Genomic DNA, 13,683 nt, shown 5'->3' on the forward strand with positions numbered 1-13,683 from the left:
GGCCGCCCCTGCATCGTGATCGTTCGCCCCGCCTGCCACAAGGGGCCCCTCCAGAGCCACATTCGGGATATCGATTGATTTTCGATCGACATCAATCGATAATCGATACATGCATCAACTCTTCATTGCCGTACTCCGGGTGGGCATCCTCACGACGGTCGCGGTCGGGCTCTTCGGCCAGATCGTGGTCATTCCGACGACGGCGGCCGACGAGGTCGAGCGTTTCCCGCCCTACGCCCCGTTCGAAACGCCCTATGTGACGCTGGCGATCATCGGCGTCGCCTGTGTCCAGGTCGCCCTCTTCGCGGTGTGGATGCTGCTCGACATGGTCCAGCGTGACGCGATCTTCACGGCGCTGGCCTTCCGCTGGGTCGACATCGTCATCGGGTCCTCGGTCGTGGCGACGCTGCTGGCCGGCGGGGTCGCCGTGCATGTCCTCCTGGCCGACATCCCCACTCCGGACGACGGCATGGAACTGCTCGGAGTCCTCGGGGCCACGGTGATGGCCGTCGCCGTGGGAGCGGCGTTCGCGATGCTCACCGTCATCATGCGAGGACTCCTGCGCAAGGCGACGGACCTGGAGACCGAGATCGCCGCGGTCGTCTGATGCCGATCATCGTCGACCTCGACGTCCAGCTGGCCAGGCACAATCTGTCGGTCGGTGAGTTCGCCGCCGCCGTCGGCATCACGCCCGCCAATATCGCCGTACTCAAGAACGGCCGCGCGAAGGCGGTGCGGTTCACCACCCTCGACGCGATCTGCCGCACGCTCGACTGCCAGCCCGGCGATGTGCTGCGGTGGGTGCCTGACGACGACACCGACACTCAGATGTGATCCGTGCCGGTCCGCGTGAACGCGAACCTTGTGCGTTCCCCATACGTTGTCCTGTTGGGCCGCCCCTGGTCGGCCCAGCCGCGTTCGGCCGGAGTCGGGTGAGGAGGGGCAGGTCATGACAGAGCGAACCCGCGTGGCCTCGCCGACTGCCGGGCACCGGGCTCCCGTCACCGGCGTACTGCTGGCGGCGCTGTTCACGCTCCTCGGCGTACTCGGCCTTCAGGGCAATCCCGCAGCGGCCTCCTACGACGCACTGACCTCGGTCACGGTCGCCGCACACGACAGCCGTGCACTCGCGACGGCAACCGCACCAGCTTCAGCGACAGCGACAGCGACAGCGACAGCCCAAGCCCAAGCCGACACCCGCCAAGCCGACACCCGCACCGGCGTCGACGACACCTGCACCACCGTCTGCGGTCAGCCGCCCCGTGCGGGCCGGGTCACTGCGGGCGAATGGCACGCGTCGCCTCCCGGCGGGGTGCCTGTCCCGCCCGGCCTCGTGGTCCCCCTGGCGAAACCAGGGCTGCCACTGCCGACCGCACTCGGCGCCTTCACTCCTTCACAGCATTCCGAGCAGCACAGCGGGCGCGGCCCGCCGCCTCCGACCGACATCTGACGTCACCAGTCGACAGTCGACAGTCGATCCCCACCGCGCCCGTTCCCCGGGCGCGGTATGCCTGTTGGAGGCACCCTTGACGCGCGCCATCCGCGTGCGGGCGTTCTTCGCCCTGGCCGTTCTGGCCCTTTCTCTCTACGTCACCCTGACCGTCCCGGTCCGCCTCGGGCTCGACCTGCGCGGCGGAACCCAGATCGTCCTGGAGACCCGCGACTCCCCCACCGCCGAAGCCGACTCCGAAGCCACCGACCGCACGGTGGAGGTACTGCGCCACCGCATCGACGCGCTCGGCGTCTCCGAGCCCACCATCGCCCGTTCCGGGGACAACCGGATCATCGTCGAGCTGCCCGGCGTCCAGGACCCGCGCGAAGCCGCCGACGTCCTCGGCCGCACCGCCCAACTGACCTTCCACCCCGTCCTCGGCACAGACCCAGCCACAGAGCCGGGCACAGAGCCGGGCACGGTCGACTCCGACGAGTCCGGTAGTCCCGTACGCCTGGGTCCGTCCGCGCTCACCGGCGCGGACGTCGACAGCGCCGAGGCGCGTGTCGATCCGCAGAGCGGTACCGGCTGGTTCGTCGGCATCGAGTTCAAGGGTGCGGGCGACGCCTGGGCCGAGCTGACCGGCAGGGCCGCGTGTCATCCGGCCGGCGACCCCGCCCGCCGCGTGGCCATCGTCCTCGACGACAAGGTCATCTCCTCCCCGCAGGTCAACTCGTCCGTGGCCTGCCGTACGGGCATCGCCGGAGGGTCCACCCAGATCACCGGTTCGTTCAGCCGGGAGGAGGCCCGCGAACTGGGCCTCCTCATCAACGGCGGAGCCCTGCCGGTACCGGTCGAGACCGTCGAACAACGTACCGTCGGCCCCACCCTGGGCGCCGCGGCCATCGAGGCCAGCGCCTGGGCCGCCGTCGTCGGCACCGCGCTGACCTCGCTGTTCATCATCGCCGTCTACCGGCTCCTCGGCGCCCTCGCCGCCGTGGCGCTGGCCTGTTACGGGGTCATCTCGTACGCGGCCCTGGTCGCACTCGGCGCCACCCTCACCCTCCCGGGGCTCGCGGGGTTCGTCCTGGCCATCGGTATGGCAGTGGACGCCAACGTGCTCGTCTTCGAACGGGCCCGTGAGGAGTACGCGGCCCGCCGCAAGGGCCTGCGTCCGGCCCTCACCGCGGGATTCCGCAATGCCTTCAGTGCCATCGCCGACTCCAACATCACGACCCTCATCGCCGCCGGACTGCTCTTCCTCCTCGCGTCCGGGCCGGTGAGGGGCTTCGGCGTCACCCTGGGCATCGGCGTACTCGCCTCCATGCTCAGCGCCCTGGTCATCACCCGCGTCCTCGCCGACTACGCCGTCGCCCGGCGGTCCGTACGACGGCGTCCCCGGCTCACCGGTATCGCGGACACCGGGCGGGTCCGCGACTGGCTCACCCTGCGCAACCCCGACCTGATGCGGCGCGGACGCACCTGGCTGGCCGCATCCGCCGTCGCCCTCGTCCTGGCCACCTCGGGCATCGCGGTCAAGGGGCTGAACTTCGGCGTGGAGTTCACCGGCGGACGGCTCATGGAGTACGCCGCCTCCGCCCCCGTCGACGCCGACCGCGCCCGTGCGGCCCTGGCCGACGCGGGTCTGCCCGGTGCCGTCGTGCAGACCTCCGGCGACGGCGGTCTCACCGTACGCACCGATCAGCTGAGCAACGCCGAGGCGGCGAAGGTGGACAAGGCGGTCGGCGGGCTCGCGGGCGGTGCCGAGAAGGTACGGGACGAGCTGATCGGCCCCAACCTCGGGGACGAGCTGCGCCGTGGGGCTCTCATCGCCCTAGCCACTGCCCTGGTCGCGCAACTGCTGTATCTCGCGGTCCGCTTCCGGTGGGCCTTCGGGGCGTCCGCGGTCGCGGCGATGGTCCACGACACCCTGATCCTCGTCGGTGTCTTCGCCTGGCTCGGCAAGCCGGTCGACGGAGTCTTCCTCGCCGCATTGCTGACGGTGATCGGCTACTCGGTCAACGACTCCGTCGTCGTCTTCGACCGGATCAGGGAACTGTCGGCCGCCAACCGGACCGACGACCCCGGCAGTCCCAACGGCCCGGACGGCCCAGACGGCCCCGGCGGCCCCCGAAAGAAGGTCCCCTTCCCGGTCCTCGCCAACACGGCGATCCTGCAGACCCTCCCCCGGACCGTCAACACCGGTATGGGAGCCGTCTTCATCCTCGCCGCCCTCACCCTGCTGGGCGGTGACTCCCTGACCGACTTCGCGCTCGCGCTGCTCATCGGCATCGTCGTCGGCACGTACTCCTCGATGTTCACGGCCGCGCCCCTGGCCATCGAACTGCACGCCCGCAGCAACCCGCCGCCGTCCGGCACACAGGAACAGCGCTCGCGGTAGGGACCGGACCGCGCGGTGGCGCCACTGCTATCGTCCTGGCCCACCGAAACGGGCGGGCGGGACGAAGGAGTGCTGCACCATGCGAGTCCTCTTGGTCGGAGCAGGGGGCGTCGGCACCGCGATCACCAGGATCGCGGCCCGTCGCCTCTTCTTCGAGCACATGGCTGTCGCCGACTACGACCTCGCACGGGCGGAGTCGGCCATCGCGGCGCTCGGCGAGGACGGGCACCGGTTCGCGGCGGTGCGGCTCGACGCCTCGGACACCGACGGCGTACGGGCCGCGCTCGCCGAGCACCGCTGCGACGTCCTGCTCAACGCCACCGATCCGCGTTTCGTGCTGCCGCTCTTCGACGCGGCGCTCGCTCATGGCGCGCACTACCTGGACATGGCGATGTCCCTGTCCCGGCCGCATCCGACGCGCCCCTACGAGGAGTGCGGCGTCAAGCTGGGCGACGCGCAGTTCGAGCGGTCCGCCGAGTGGGAGGCGGCGGACCGGCTCGCGCTGGTCGGCATGGGGGTGGAGCCGGGCCTGTCCGACGTGTTCGCCCGCTACGCCGCCGACGTCCTCTTCGACGAGATCGAGGAGATCGGCGTCCGTGACGGCGCAAACCTGGTCGTGGACGGCTACGACTTCGCCCCCACCTTCAGCATCTGGACGACGATCGAGGAATGCCTCAACCCACCGGTCGTCCACGAGGCCGACCGGGGCTGGTTCACCACACCGCCCTTCAGCGAGCCGGAGGTCTTCGACTTCCCGGCGGGCATCGGGCCGGTGGAGTGCGTCAACGTCGAGCACGAGGAAGTCCTGCTGATCCCCCGGTGGTTGAAGGCCGGCCGGGTCACCTTCAAATACGGTCTCGGCGACGAGTTCATCGGCGTCCTGCGGACCCTGCACAAGCTGGGCCTGGACCGCACCGAGCCGGTCACCGTGGACGGCGGCGGGAACAGGGTCGCGGTCTCCCCACGGGACGTCGTCGCCGCCTGTCTCCCCGACCCGGCCGGCCTCGGCGACCGCATGCACGGCAAGACGTGCGCCGGTACGTGGGTCAAGGGCACCAAGGACGGCCGGCCGCGGGAGGTCTACCTCTACCACGTGGTCGACAACCAGTGGTCGATGCGTGAGTACGGCTCCCAGGCCGTGGTCTGGCAGACCGCGATCAACCCCGTGGCGGCCCTCGAACTCATCGCGTCCGGCGCCTGGCACGGCAGCGGAGTGCTCGGCCCCGAGGCGATGCCTCCCCGCCCGTTCCTCGACCTGCTCACGGAGTACGGGTCGCCGTGGAGCATGCGCGAGGAGACCGCTCCCACCGCGGAACCGGACGCTCCATAAGCCTGGGCGGCGCGGCGTCACGCGTTCCGTTCGGCTTCCTGGGCCGCCCGCTCAAGCCTGCTTCGGTACTCCTCCCACCACGCCGAATCACCCGGCGCCATACTGCCGTTGGTCTCGTTCATCCCGACCGCCCCGTCCATGAGTTCGCGGAGGATGTCGGCATGGCCGGCGTGCCGGTGCGTGTCGGCGATCACGCGCACGACGGCGTGATGCAGGGTCACCTCGTTCTTATCGGCCGGCCACCACGGCACCCGGCCGACCGTGTCCAGGGCGAGCGCGTCGATCGTCGCGTCCGCGTGCGCCCAGGCCCGGCGGTAGAGGCCCACGATGTGCTCGCGTGACTCGTCGGCGGTGGCCCACATGTCCGCGTTGGTCTCGGCGTCGGCCTCAAGCCAGGGCAGCGACTCCCCGTACGGCCGTCCGAAGGTGTCGCCGAGGTAGCCCGACTCCACCCCGGCCGCGTGTTTGACCAGGCCCAGGAGGTTGGTGCCGGTCGGCGTCGACGGGCGGCGGACGTCGTACTCCGAGAGCCCTTCGAGCTTCCACAGCAGGGCGTCACGGGCCGACTGCAGGTAGAAGTGCAGGTCGGCCTTGGCAGCGGTCTCGGGAGCGGCCTCGGGATCGGGATCGGGATCGGTGGTCCGGTGACCGGCGGCGGGATCCGATGTGTTCATGGGGCCAAGTCTGCCGCTCTCCCGATGATCGCGGACAGCCCGAACTCGAAGCGTTCGTCGAACGATTGCGCGTCGAGGTGGTGGAGGACCCGATGGAGGGCGGGGTGGGCCGTCCTGGAAACCGCGTTCGCCAGACCGTCGTTCAGGGGAGCGCGGGGCACCGCCTGTTCCTCCTGGGTGAGGCCGAGGGCGAGGTAGATGACCGTCCAGGTGGTCCAGGCGGCGTCCCGGTCGTCGAGACCGCCGTCCAGCAGCGCGGTCACCAGCGCTTCGGCGAAGGCCAGGGTGTGCGGTTCGGCGGTGTACGTGCCGACCACGAGCGCGGCGCCGTCGCGGTGGGCGAGCAGGGCGCGGCGGTAGCGGCGGGCGAGTTCGCGCACGCGGTCGTCCCAGTCGGCGGGAAGCCCGTCCAGCGGAGCCTCGCCGACGACGGCGTCCGCCATCAGCTCCAGCATCCGGGCCTTGGTCTTCACATGCCACAGCACGGTGTTCATGCGTACGCCGAGCCGGTCGGCGACCGCCCGCGTGGACAGCGCGTCCAGGCCCTTCTCCTCCAGCAGGTCCAACGCGGCCCGGACCACCGTCGCGGGGTCCAGCCGAGGGGCGCGGCCCTCACTCACTTGCCTATTGGTCATTGACCTAGTTTACTGCGGGCACGTTATTGGTCAGTGACCTAGGAGGATGCGTGGAACAGCAGGTTGTCATCGCGGGCGGAGGGCCGGTCGGGCTGTGGCTGGCCGCCGAGCTGCGGCGGGGCGGGGTATCGGTCACCGTCGTCGAGGAACGGACCGACGTCGATCAGCGCTCCAAGGCGCTCACCATCCATCCGCGGACCATCGAGATCTTCGCCTCGCGTGAGGTGCACAAGCCCTTCCTCGCGGAGGGGCTGCGAATACCGGCCGGGCATTTCGCCATGCTCGACCACCGGCTCGACTTCAAGGAACTGGACACCCCGTTCCCGTACACGCTCGCGCTGCCCCAGGCCCGTACCGAGGAACTGCTGGAGGAGTACGCGCTCGCGCTCGGTGCCACGATCGTGCGCGGGCACCGCGTCAGCGGGTTCGCCGAGGACACCGGGTCGGTGACCGTGCAGGTGCAGGGGACCGACGGGCCGTACGAGCTGCGGGCGGCGTACCTCGTCGGGTGCGACGGCACCCGCAGTACCGTGCGCACCGCCGCCGGGATCGACTTTCCCGGTACGCCTTCCACGGTTCTGGGCTGGCTCGGCGATGTCGTGCTCGACCGGCCGCCACGACCCGGGTTCGGCGTCTTCGGGCTCCGGGGCGCGCTGATGGTCGCGCCCCTGCCGGGCGGACTGCACCGTCTCGTCGGTATCAGCCCCGACAGCCTCACCACCGAGTCGCCGCAGGACCTCACGCTGGACGAGCTGCGGGCCAAGGCCGTCGCCATCACCGGTGAGGACTACGGGATGCGCGACCCCGTGTGGCTGTCCCGTTTCGGCAACGCCACCCGGCTGGCCGCGGAGTACCGGCGCGGCCGGGTCCTGCTCGCCGGGGACGCCGCCCACCAGCACTTCCCGACCGGAGGCGTCGGTATGAACGTCGGCATCCAGGACGCGCACAACCTCGGCTGGAAGCTCGCCGCGACCCTCGACGGCCGGGCCCCGGACGGTCTGCTCGACAGCTACCACTCCGAGCGTCACCCCGTCGGCGCCCAGCTGATGGAGCACAGTCGCGCCCAGACGGCCCTGATGACCGGTTTCACTCCCGAGGGCATCGATCTGCGGTCGTTCCTCAGCGGGATGATCGCCACGCAGCCGGACTTCGGCAGGGCCCTGTCCGAACGCCTCACCGCGCTCGCCGTCGCCTACCCGGCCCCCGAGACGACCGCCCACCCGCTCACCGGCGGCCGCGCCCCCGACCTGGCCTTCACCGACTCCGGGAGCGGCCTGCACGGGCGGGTGCGCGCGGACGGCTACCTGCTCCTCGACCTGACGGGCGGCGCACCCGTATCCGTATCCGTATCCGTACCCGTACCCGTATCCGTACCTGGTCAAGACGTCCGGCCCGAGGGCGTCCGGCCGGAAGGCGTCCGGCCGGAAGGTGTCCTCGCGGACCGGGCGCGCCCGGGGCTCACCGTGCACACCGCGGCCCTCGACCGGCCCCCGGCCGCCTGGGCCGCGGTACGTGCCGCCCTGATCCGCCCCGACGGCCACGTCGCCTGGGTCGGTACGGACCCGGACGACACCGCGCTGGCCGCCGCCGCGGACCGGGCGCTCGCACTCGTACACGGCCCCGCGGCCGGCTGACCGCGCCCGTCACCGGCGCGGGGCCGCCGCACCACGGAGCCAGCCGCGAGAACGTACGGTCAGTCGCCCACGTACGCCGCGAGGTGTTCGCCCGTGAGGGTGGAGCGGGCGGCGACCAGGTCGGCCGGGGTGCCTTCGAAGACGATCCGGCCGCCGTCGTGGCCCGCGCCGGGGCCGAGGTCGATGATCCAGTCGGCGTGCGCCATGACCGCCTGGTGGTGCTCGACGACGATGACGGACTTGCCGGAGTCGACGAGCCGGTCGAGCAGGCCGAGCAGCTGCTCGACATCGGCGAGGTGGAGGCCGGTGGTCGGCTCGTCGAGGACGTACACCCCGCCCTTGTCGCCCATGTGCGTGGCGAGCTTGAGCCGCTGACGCTCGCCGCCGGAGAGGGTGGTGAGCGGCTGGCCGAGGCTGAGGTAGCCGAGCCCGACATCGGCGAGGCGTACCAGGATGCGGTGCGCGGCCGGGGTGCTCGCCTCGCCGGCGCCGAAGAACTCCACGGCCTCGGTCACCGACATCGCGAGCACCTCACTGATGTCACGGCCCCCGAGGTGGTACTTGAGGACCGCGGCCTGGAACCTCTTCCCCTCGCACTCCTCGCAGGGAGTGGCGACGCCGGCCATCATCGCCAGGTCGGTGTAGACGACGCCCACGCCGTTGCAGGTGGGGCAGGCGCCCTCGGAGTTGGCGCTGAACAGGGCCGGTTTCACGTCGTTGGCCTTGGCGAACGCCTTGCGGATCGGGTCGAGCATGCCGGTGTACGTCGCCGGGTTGCTGCGCCTGGAGCCGCGGATGGCGCCCTGGTCGATCGACACCACGCCCTCGTCGTCGTGGATCGATCCATGGACGAGCGAGCTCTTTCCGGAGCCGGCGACGCCGGTGACGACGGTGAGCACCCCGAGGGGGATGTCCACGTCGACGCCTTGCAGGTTGTGCGCCGTGGCGCCGCGGATCGCCAGCGAGCCGGTGGGCTCGCGCGGCGTCTTCCTGAGGGTGGCCCGGTCGTCGAGGTGGCGGCCGGTGACCGTGTCACTGGCCCGCAGCCCGTCCACGGTGCCCTCGAAGCAGACGGTGCCGCCCGCCGTGCCCGCGCCGGGGCCGAGGTCGACGACGTGGTCGGCGATCGCGATCGTCTGCGGCTTGTGCTCCACGACGAGCACGGTGTTGCCCTTGTCGCGCAGCCGCAGCAGCAGGTCGTTCATCCGCTGGATGTCATGGGGGTGCAGGCCGATGGTGGGTTCGTCGAAGACGTAGGTGATGTCGGTGAGCGAGGACCCGAGGTGGCGGATCATCTTGACGCGCTGCGCCTCGCCGCCCGACAGCGTGCCCGCGGGCCGGTCGAGCGAGAGATAGCCGAGACCGATCTCCACGAACGAGTCGAGGGCCTGCTGCAGCGCGGCGAGCAAGGGGGCCACCGACGGCTCGTCGAGACCGCGGACCCATTCGGCCAGGTCACGGATCTCCATCGCGCAGGCGTCGGCGATGGAGACTGTGCCGATCTTCGACGACCGGGCCCCTTCGCTGAGCCGGGTGCCGTCGCACTCGGGGCAGGTCGCGAAGGTGACCGCCCGGTCCACGAACGCCCGGATGTGCGGCTGCATCGATTCCTTGTCCTTGGACAGGAACGACTTCTGGAACTTCGGGATCAGTCCTTCGTAGGTGAGGTTGACGCCGTTGACCTTGACCTTGAACGGCTCCCCGTAGAGGAAGTCCTGCAGTTGCTTCTTCGTGTACTCGCGGATCGGCTTGTCCGGGTCGACGAGGCCGGACTGGGCGTAGACCTGCACGGTCCACTGGCTGTCGGACTTCCAGCCGGGGATGGTGAACGCGCCCTCGGAGAGGGATTTGGAGTCGTCGTAGAGCCGGCTGAGGTCGATGTCGGAGACCGAGCCCCGGCCCTCGCAGCGCGTACACATGCCGCCGGTGCGGTTGAAGGTCGCCTTCACCGTCTTCTTGGCACCGCGCTCGACGGTGATCGCGCCGCTGGCCCGGACCGAGGCGGTGTTGAAGGAGTACGCGCTGGGCGGGCCGATGTGCGGTGTGCCGAGGCGGCTGAAGAGGATGCGCAGCAGCGCGTTGGCATCGGTGGCGGTGCCCACGGTCGAGCGCGGGTCGGAGCCCATCCGCTGCTGGTCGACGGTGATCACGGTGGTCAGCCCGTCGAGGACGTCGACCTCGGGGCGGGCCAGGGTCGGCATGAAGCCCTGCACGAAGGCGCTGTAGGTCTCGTTGATCATCCGCTGCGACTCGGCGGCGATCGTGTTGAACACCAGTGAGCTCTTGCCCGACCCGGAGACACCGGTGAACACAGTCAGGCGGCGCTTGGGGATCTCGATGCTGACGTCTTTGAGGTTGTTCTCGCGTGCGCCGTGCACGCGGATCAGGTCATGACTGTCGGCGGCGTGCGGCGCGGACGACCGCGTGTCCGTCCTCGGGGCCATGCTCATCATGTCTCCATCTGTTGATCTGTCGCTCTGTCGACCTGTTGACCTGTTGACCTGTTCACCTGCTGCGCCCGCCGGACCGTTCAGCGCCGCTCCTGGATGCGGATCATGTTGCCCGCGGGATCGAGGAAGGCACAGTCCCGGACGCCGTACGGCTGCTGGGCCGGCTCCTGGAGGACCTGGCCGCTGCCCGCCGCCCGTATCCGCTCGAAGGTGGCGTCGAGGTCGGGGGTGGCCAGGAGGATGCCCGCGTACGCGCCCTTCGCCATCATCTCCGCGACGGTCCGGCGCTCGTCCTCGGTGACGCCGGGGTCGGTGACCGGCGGCTCCAGGACGAGGGACGGGCCGGACCGGCCGGCGGCCCCGACCGTGATCCGACGCGTCGCGCCGTGGCCGACGTCGTCGCGGACCTCGAAGCCGAGGGCGTCCCGGTAGAAGGCCAGGGACGCGTCCGGATCGGTGTGCGGGAGGAAGCTCGCGTACAGGGTGACGTCCATGGCAGTCACGCTAGACGCGGCACCCGGGTCGGCGCTTCTCGATTCCTGATCGATCCGGCGCCGCGCGCCCAACCGGCGTCCCTACCTGCCAGGAGTGGTGATGCGGGTGATCGCCTCAAGGGTCAGGGCACGGTCGTGGGGCTCGTTGTCCAGGGCCCGGTGGAGGGTCAGCCCCTCGATCAGGGCGTCGAGTTGGCGTGCGGTGTCCGGGTCGAAGTGCTTCTCCAGATGGGTGCGGCTGCGGCCCATCCACTCATGGGTCAGCTCGCGGTAGACCGGCCGGCGTGCGGCGAGGGTGTACAGCTCCTGGGTGAGGACGAGATCGCGCTGGCTTCCCTCCGACAGCACATGGACCAGGTCCGCCACCGCCTGTCGCGCCTGGTCACGGTCGGCCGGGGCGGCGAGGTGGGCGTCGAAGACGGCGACGATGTGGTCGGCGAAGCGGGTGAACGCGTCCCGGAGCAGCTCGTCCATGCCGCTGAAGTGGTACGTCATCGACCCCAGGGGGACAGCGGCGCGGGCAGCGATCTTCCGGTGGGAGACGCTGGCGATCCCCTCCTCGGCGATGAGGTCGAGGGTCGCGGCGATGATGCGTTCGCGGCGCTGCGGGTCGGTGTGTCCGGTGGCCATGGCGGAAGCCTTCAGAGGGTACGGACCGGGCGGGCGGGGTTGCCGACGGCGACGACACCGGCGGGCACGTCCTTCGTCACCACGGCCCCTGCGCCGATGACGGAGTTGTCTCCGATGGTCACACCGGGCAGCACGATGGCGCCTCCCCCCAGCCACACGTTGTTCCCGATGGTGATCGGCCGGGCGGCCTCCAGCTTGTCGCGCCGGGGCTCGGGCTCCAAGGGGTGGGTGGGGGTGAGCAGTTGGACGTTCGGGCCGATCTGGCAGTCCTCGCCGATGGTGATCGCCGCGACGTCCAGGGCGGTCAGGTTGTAGTTGACGAAGGTGCGCGCGCCGATCGTGATGTTGCTGCCGTAGTCGACGTACAGCGGTGGCCGCAGGTGTACGTCGGGTCCGAGGGAGCCGAGCAGTTCGGCGAGGATCGGGCGGGCCGCCTCGGTGTCTTCGAGATAGGCGGCCTGATAGCGGGCGGCCAGCCGCACGGCTCGCTCGTACCGGCGGACGATCTCCGGGTCGTCGGCGATGTAGTGATCGCCCGCCATCATGCGTTCGAGATTCGTACGGGGATCCTGGGCGAAGTAGTCCGTCGGCATGCGTACGATCGTACACTCGACGTCGGACCGAGGCCCGGGAAACCTGCACGTCGGGGTGGTTACAGGCCCTTGCGGCGCCTGGGCTGCAGCACTCCGGCGAGCAGGAGCACGAGCAGACCGGCGAGGGGCACCACGAGCAGACCCACCCGCAGGCTGGCCGCGTCCGCGACGAGGCCGACGACCGGCGGGGAGAGCAGGAAGCCCAGGCGCATCAGCCAGGAGACGATGGCCAGTCCCGAGCCGGGCTTGAGGCCGGGCAGTTCGTCGGCTTCGTGCATGGCCGCGGGGACCAGGGTCGCCACGCCGAACCCGGCGGCGGCGAACCCGAGAATCGTGCCGGGCACCGTGGGCACGGCCAGCGCCAGGCCCATACCGGCCACGACGATGAGGCCGCCGGCGCGGGCCACCGTGCGCTGGCCGAACTTGTCGACGAGCCGGTCGCCGATGATGCGGCCGACGAACTGGGCCCCGACCAGGGCGATGTAGCCGGAGGCGGCCAGCGTCACGGACGCGGACAGCGAGCCGGACAGGTAGAGCGCGGCCCAGGAACTGCCCGCGTCCTCGACGAGGGTGCCGGCCGTGGCGATGAGCACGAGGGCGGCCAGTACGTACGCGGTACGCCGGCCCGGCGTCGGACGCCCGGTCCGCCGCCCTGCACGGTCGTCGGGACCGGACTTGGACGTCGGGCCCGCCGCCGGCCCGAGGTCCGCCACGGGCTCGGCCCCGGCACCGGCACCGGCCTCGTCCTCGGTCTCGGTCTCGGTCTCGGTCTCGGGGCCGGAAAGGCAGAACCGCAGGGCGACGCACGCGGCCACCGCGAACACCACACCCGAGATCGCCAGATGCTGCCCGCGCGAGAGGTCGAGCGCTATGGCCGCGGCGGCCATGGATCCGCCGGCGACGGCGCCGATGGACCAGATAGCGTGGAAGGAGTTGATGATGGAACGTCCGTAGCGTCGCTGCACGCGCAGTCCGTGGGCGTTCTGCGCCACATCGGTGACCGCGTCCATCGCTCCGGCCAGGAACAGCGCCGCCGCGAAGAGCACGACCGAGTCGGCCAGACCCGCGACGAGGATGCCCGCACCGGTCAGCAGGGTGCCGGCTACCGCCGCCCGCGCCGAACCCATCCGACGGATCACCACTCCCGCGGCGAGACCGGCCGCGATGGCACCGGCCGGGAACGCGGCGACGGCCAGACCGTAGGCCGCGTTCCCTATGCCTAGATCCGCCTTGATCTGCGGATACCTCGGCAGGAGGTTGGCGAACAGGGCTCCGTTGGTGAAGAACAGCACGGCGACGGCCACCCGGGCCTGCCGTTCGGCCGACGCGGGTCGGCGCAGTACGTCAACAGTCATGAGGGTGAGCCTATAGCGGGAGCGTACGAACGTACACTCTCAATATCCGGCAGGT

General features: G+C 70.7%; 13 protein-coding genes. 6 read left to right on the forward strand and 7 right to left on the reverse strand.

Annotated features, from left to right (window positions below; genetic code table 11):
* The first annotated feature begins 109 nt into the window (after nt 1–109).
* The 5 genes from C6Y14_RS15520 (at nt 110) to C6Y14_RS15535 (ending at nt 5,163) form a co-directional block, all read left to right on the forward strand.
* Nucleotides 110–607 carry a DUF2975 domain-containing protein gene (locus C6Y14_RS15520; protein WP_107017241.1) on the forward strand — a complete coding sequence of 166 codons (498 nt, stop codon included), beginning with the start codon at nt 110–112 and terminating at the stop codon, nt 605–607.
* Complete coding sequence (locus C6Y14_RS15525; RefSeq protein WP_107017242.1) at nt 607–834, forward strand: helix-turn-helix domain-containing protein; 228 nt, start codon at nt 607–609, stop codon at nt 832–834. Before C6Y14_RS15520 ends, C6Y14_RS15525 begins: the two co-directional genes overlap by 1 nt.
* A 115-nt stretch (nt 835–949) precedes the next feature.
* Nucleotides 950–1,450 carry a hypothetical protein gene (locus tag C6Y14_RS44120; RefSeq protein WP_159074259.1) on the forward strand — a complete coding sequence of 167 codons (501 nt, stop codon included), beginning with the start codon at nt 950–952 and terminating at the stop codon, nt 1,448–1,450.
* 76 nt (nt 1,451–1,526) lie between these two features.
* The gene (gene secD, locus C6Y14_RS15530) at nt 1,527–3,833 is read left to right on the forward strand and encodes a protein translocase subunit SecD (RefSeq protein ID WP_107017243.1); all 2,307 of its coding nucleotides are present in this window, start codon (nt 1,527–1,529) and stop codon (nt 3,831–3,833) included.
* Between the two features lie 79 nt (nt 3,834–3,912).
* Nucleotides 3,913–5,163: a saccharopine dehydrogenase family protein gene (locus C6Y14_RS15535; protein WP_107017244.1), complete on the forward strand. Its 1,251-nt coding sequence runs from the start codon at nt 3,913–3,915 to the stop codon at nt 5,161–5,163.
* Between the two features lie 17 nt (nt 5,164–5,180).
* On the opposite strand, the gene C6Y14_RS15540 is transcribed toward C6Y14_RS15535, so the two are convergent.
* Nucleotides 5,181–5,837: a DinB family protein gene (locus C6Y14_RS15540; protein WP_107017245.1), complete on the reverse strand. Its 657-nt coding sequence runs from the start codon at nt 5,835–5,837 to the stop codon at nt 5,181–5,183.
* Nucleotides 5,834–6,472: a TetR/AcrR family transcriptional regulator C-terminal domain-containing protein gene (locus C6Y14_RS15545; protein WP_107017246.1), complete on the reverse strand. Its 639-nt coding sequence runs from the start codon at nt 6,470–6,472 to the stop codon at nt 5,834–5,836. The genes C6Y14_RS15540 and C6Y14_RS15545 overlap by 4 nt, the downstream gene beginning before the upstream one ends.
* A 50-nt stretch (nt 6,473–6,522) precedes the next feature.
* Between C6Y14_RS15545 and C6Y14_RS15550 the strand changes: the two genes are divergently transcribed.
* Nucleotides 6,523–8,106: an FAD-dependent monooxygenase gene (locus C6Y14_RS15550; protein WP_107017247.1), complete on the forward strand. Its 1,584-nt coding sequence runs from the start codon at nt 6,523–6,525 to the stop codon at nt 8,104–8,106.
* 59 nt (nt 8,107–8,165) lie between these two features.
* Here the strand turns inward: C6Y14_RS15550 and C6Y14_RS15555 are convergent, their stop codons facing one another.
* The 5 genes from C6Y14_RS15555 to C6Y14_RS15575 form a co-directional block, all read right to left on the reverse strand.
* The gene (locus C6Y14_RS15555; RefSeq protein WP_107017248.1) at nt 8,166–10,556 is read right to left on the reverse strand and encodes an ATP-binding cassette domain-containing protein; all 2,391 of its coding nucleotides are present in this window, start codon (nt 10,554–10,556) and stop codon (nt 8,166–8,168) included.
* Nucleotides 10,557–10,636: 80 nt separating this feature from the next.
* Entirely contained in the window at nt 10,637–11,050 is a 414-nt protein-coding gene (locus C6Y14_RS15560) for a VOC family protein (RefSeq protein ID WP_107017249.1), read from the reverse strand.
* A gap of 81 nt (nt 11,051–11,131) precedes the next feature.
* Nucleotides 11,132–11,680, reverse strand: coding sequence for a TetR/AcrR family transcriptional regulator (locus C6Y14_RS15565; protein ID WP_107017250.1), 549 nt, complete (start codon nt 11,678–11,680; stop codon nt 11,132–11,134).
* A gap of 11 nt (nt 11,681–11,691) precedes the next feature.
* Nucleotides 11,692–12,273, reverse strand: coding sequence for a sugar O-acetyltransferase (locus C6Y14_RS15570; protein WP_107017251.1), 582 nt, complete (start codon nt 12,271–12,273; stop codon nt 11,692–11,694).
* Nucleotides 12,274–12,332: 59 nt separating this feature from the next.
* Nucleotides 12,333–13,628, reverse strand: coding sequence for an MFS transporter (locus C6Y14_RS15575; protein WP_107017252.1), 1,296 nt, complete (start codon nt 13,626–13,628; stop codon nt 12,333–12,335).
* Nucleotides 13,629–13,683 lie beyond the last annotated feature (55 nt).

Source organism: Streptomyces dioscori (genome assembly GCF_003024195.1).
GTDB classification, from domain to species: Bacteria; Actinomycetota; Actinomycetes; order Streptomycetales; family Streptomycetaceae; genus Streptomyces; species Streptomyces dioscori.

Coding starts and splice junctions, on each gene's coding strand:
- C6Y14_RS15520 (WP_107017241.1), top strand. CDS start 110: ATGCATCAACTCTTCATTGCCGTACTCCGGGTGGGCATCCTCACGACG.
- C6Y14_RS15525 (WP_107017242.1), top strand. CDS start 607: ATGCCGATCATCGTCGACCTCGACGTCCAGCTGGCCAGGCACAATCTG.
- C6Y14_RS44120 (WP_159074259.1), top strand. CDS start 950: ATGACAGAGCGAACCCGCGTGGCCTCGCCGACTGCCGGGCACCGGGCT.
- C6Y14_RS15535 (WP_107017244.1), top strand. CDS start 3,913: ATGCGAGTCCTCTTGGTCGGAGCAGGGGGCGTCGGCACCGCGATCACC.
- C6Y14_RS15540 (WP_107017245.1), bottom strand. CDS start 5,837: ATGAACACATCGGATCCCGCCGCCGGTCACCGGACCACCGATCCCGAT.
- C6Y14_RS15545 (WP_107017246.1), bottom strand. CDS start 6,472: ATGACCAATAGGCAAGTGAGTGAGGGCCGCGCCCCTCGGCTGGACCCC.
- C6Y14_RS15555 (WP_107017248.1), bottom strand. CDS start 10,556: ATGAGCATGGCCCCGAGGACGGACACGCGGTCGTCCGCGCCGCACGCC.
- C6Y14_RS15560 (WP_107017249.1), bottom strand. CDS start 11,050: ATGGACGTCACCCTGTACGCGAGCTTCCTCCCGCACACCGATCCGGAC.
- C6Y14_RS15565 (WP_107017250.1), bottom strand. CDS start 11,680: ATGGCCACCGGACACACCGACCCGCAGCGCCGCGAACGCATCATCGCC.
- C6Y14_RS15570 (WP_107017251.1), bottom strand. CDS start 12,273: ATGCCGACGGACTACTTCGCCCAGGATCCCCGTACGAATCTCGAACGC.
- C6Y14_RS15575 (WP_107017252.1), bottom strand. CDS start 13,628: ATGACTGTTGACGTACTGCGCCGACCCGCGTCGGCCGAACGGCAGGCC.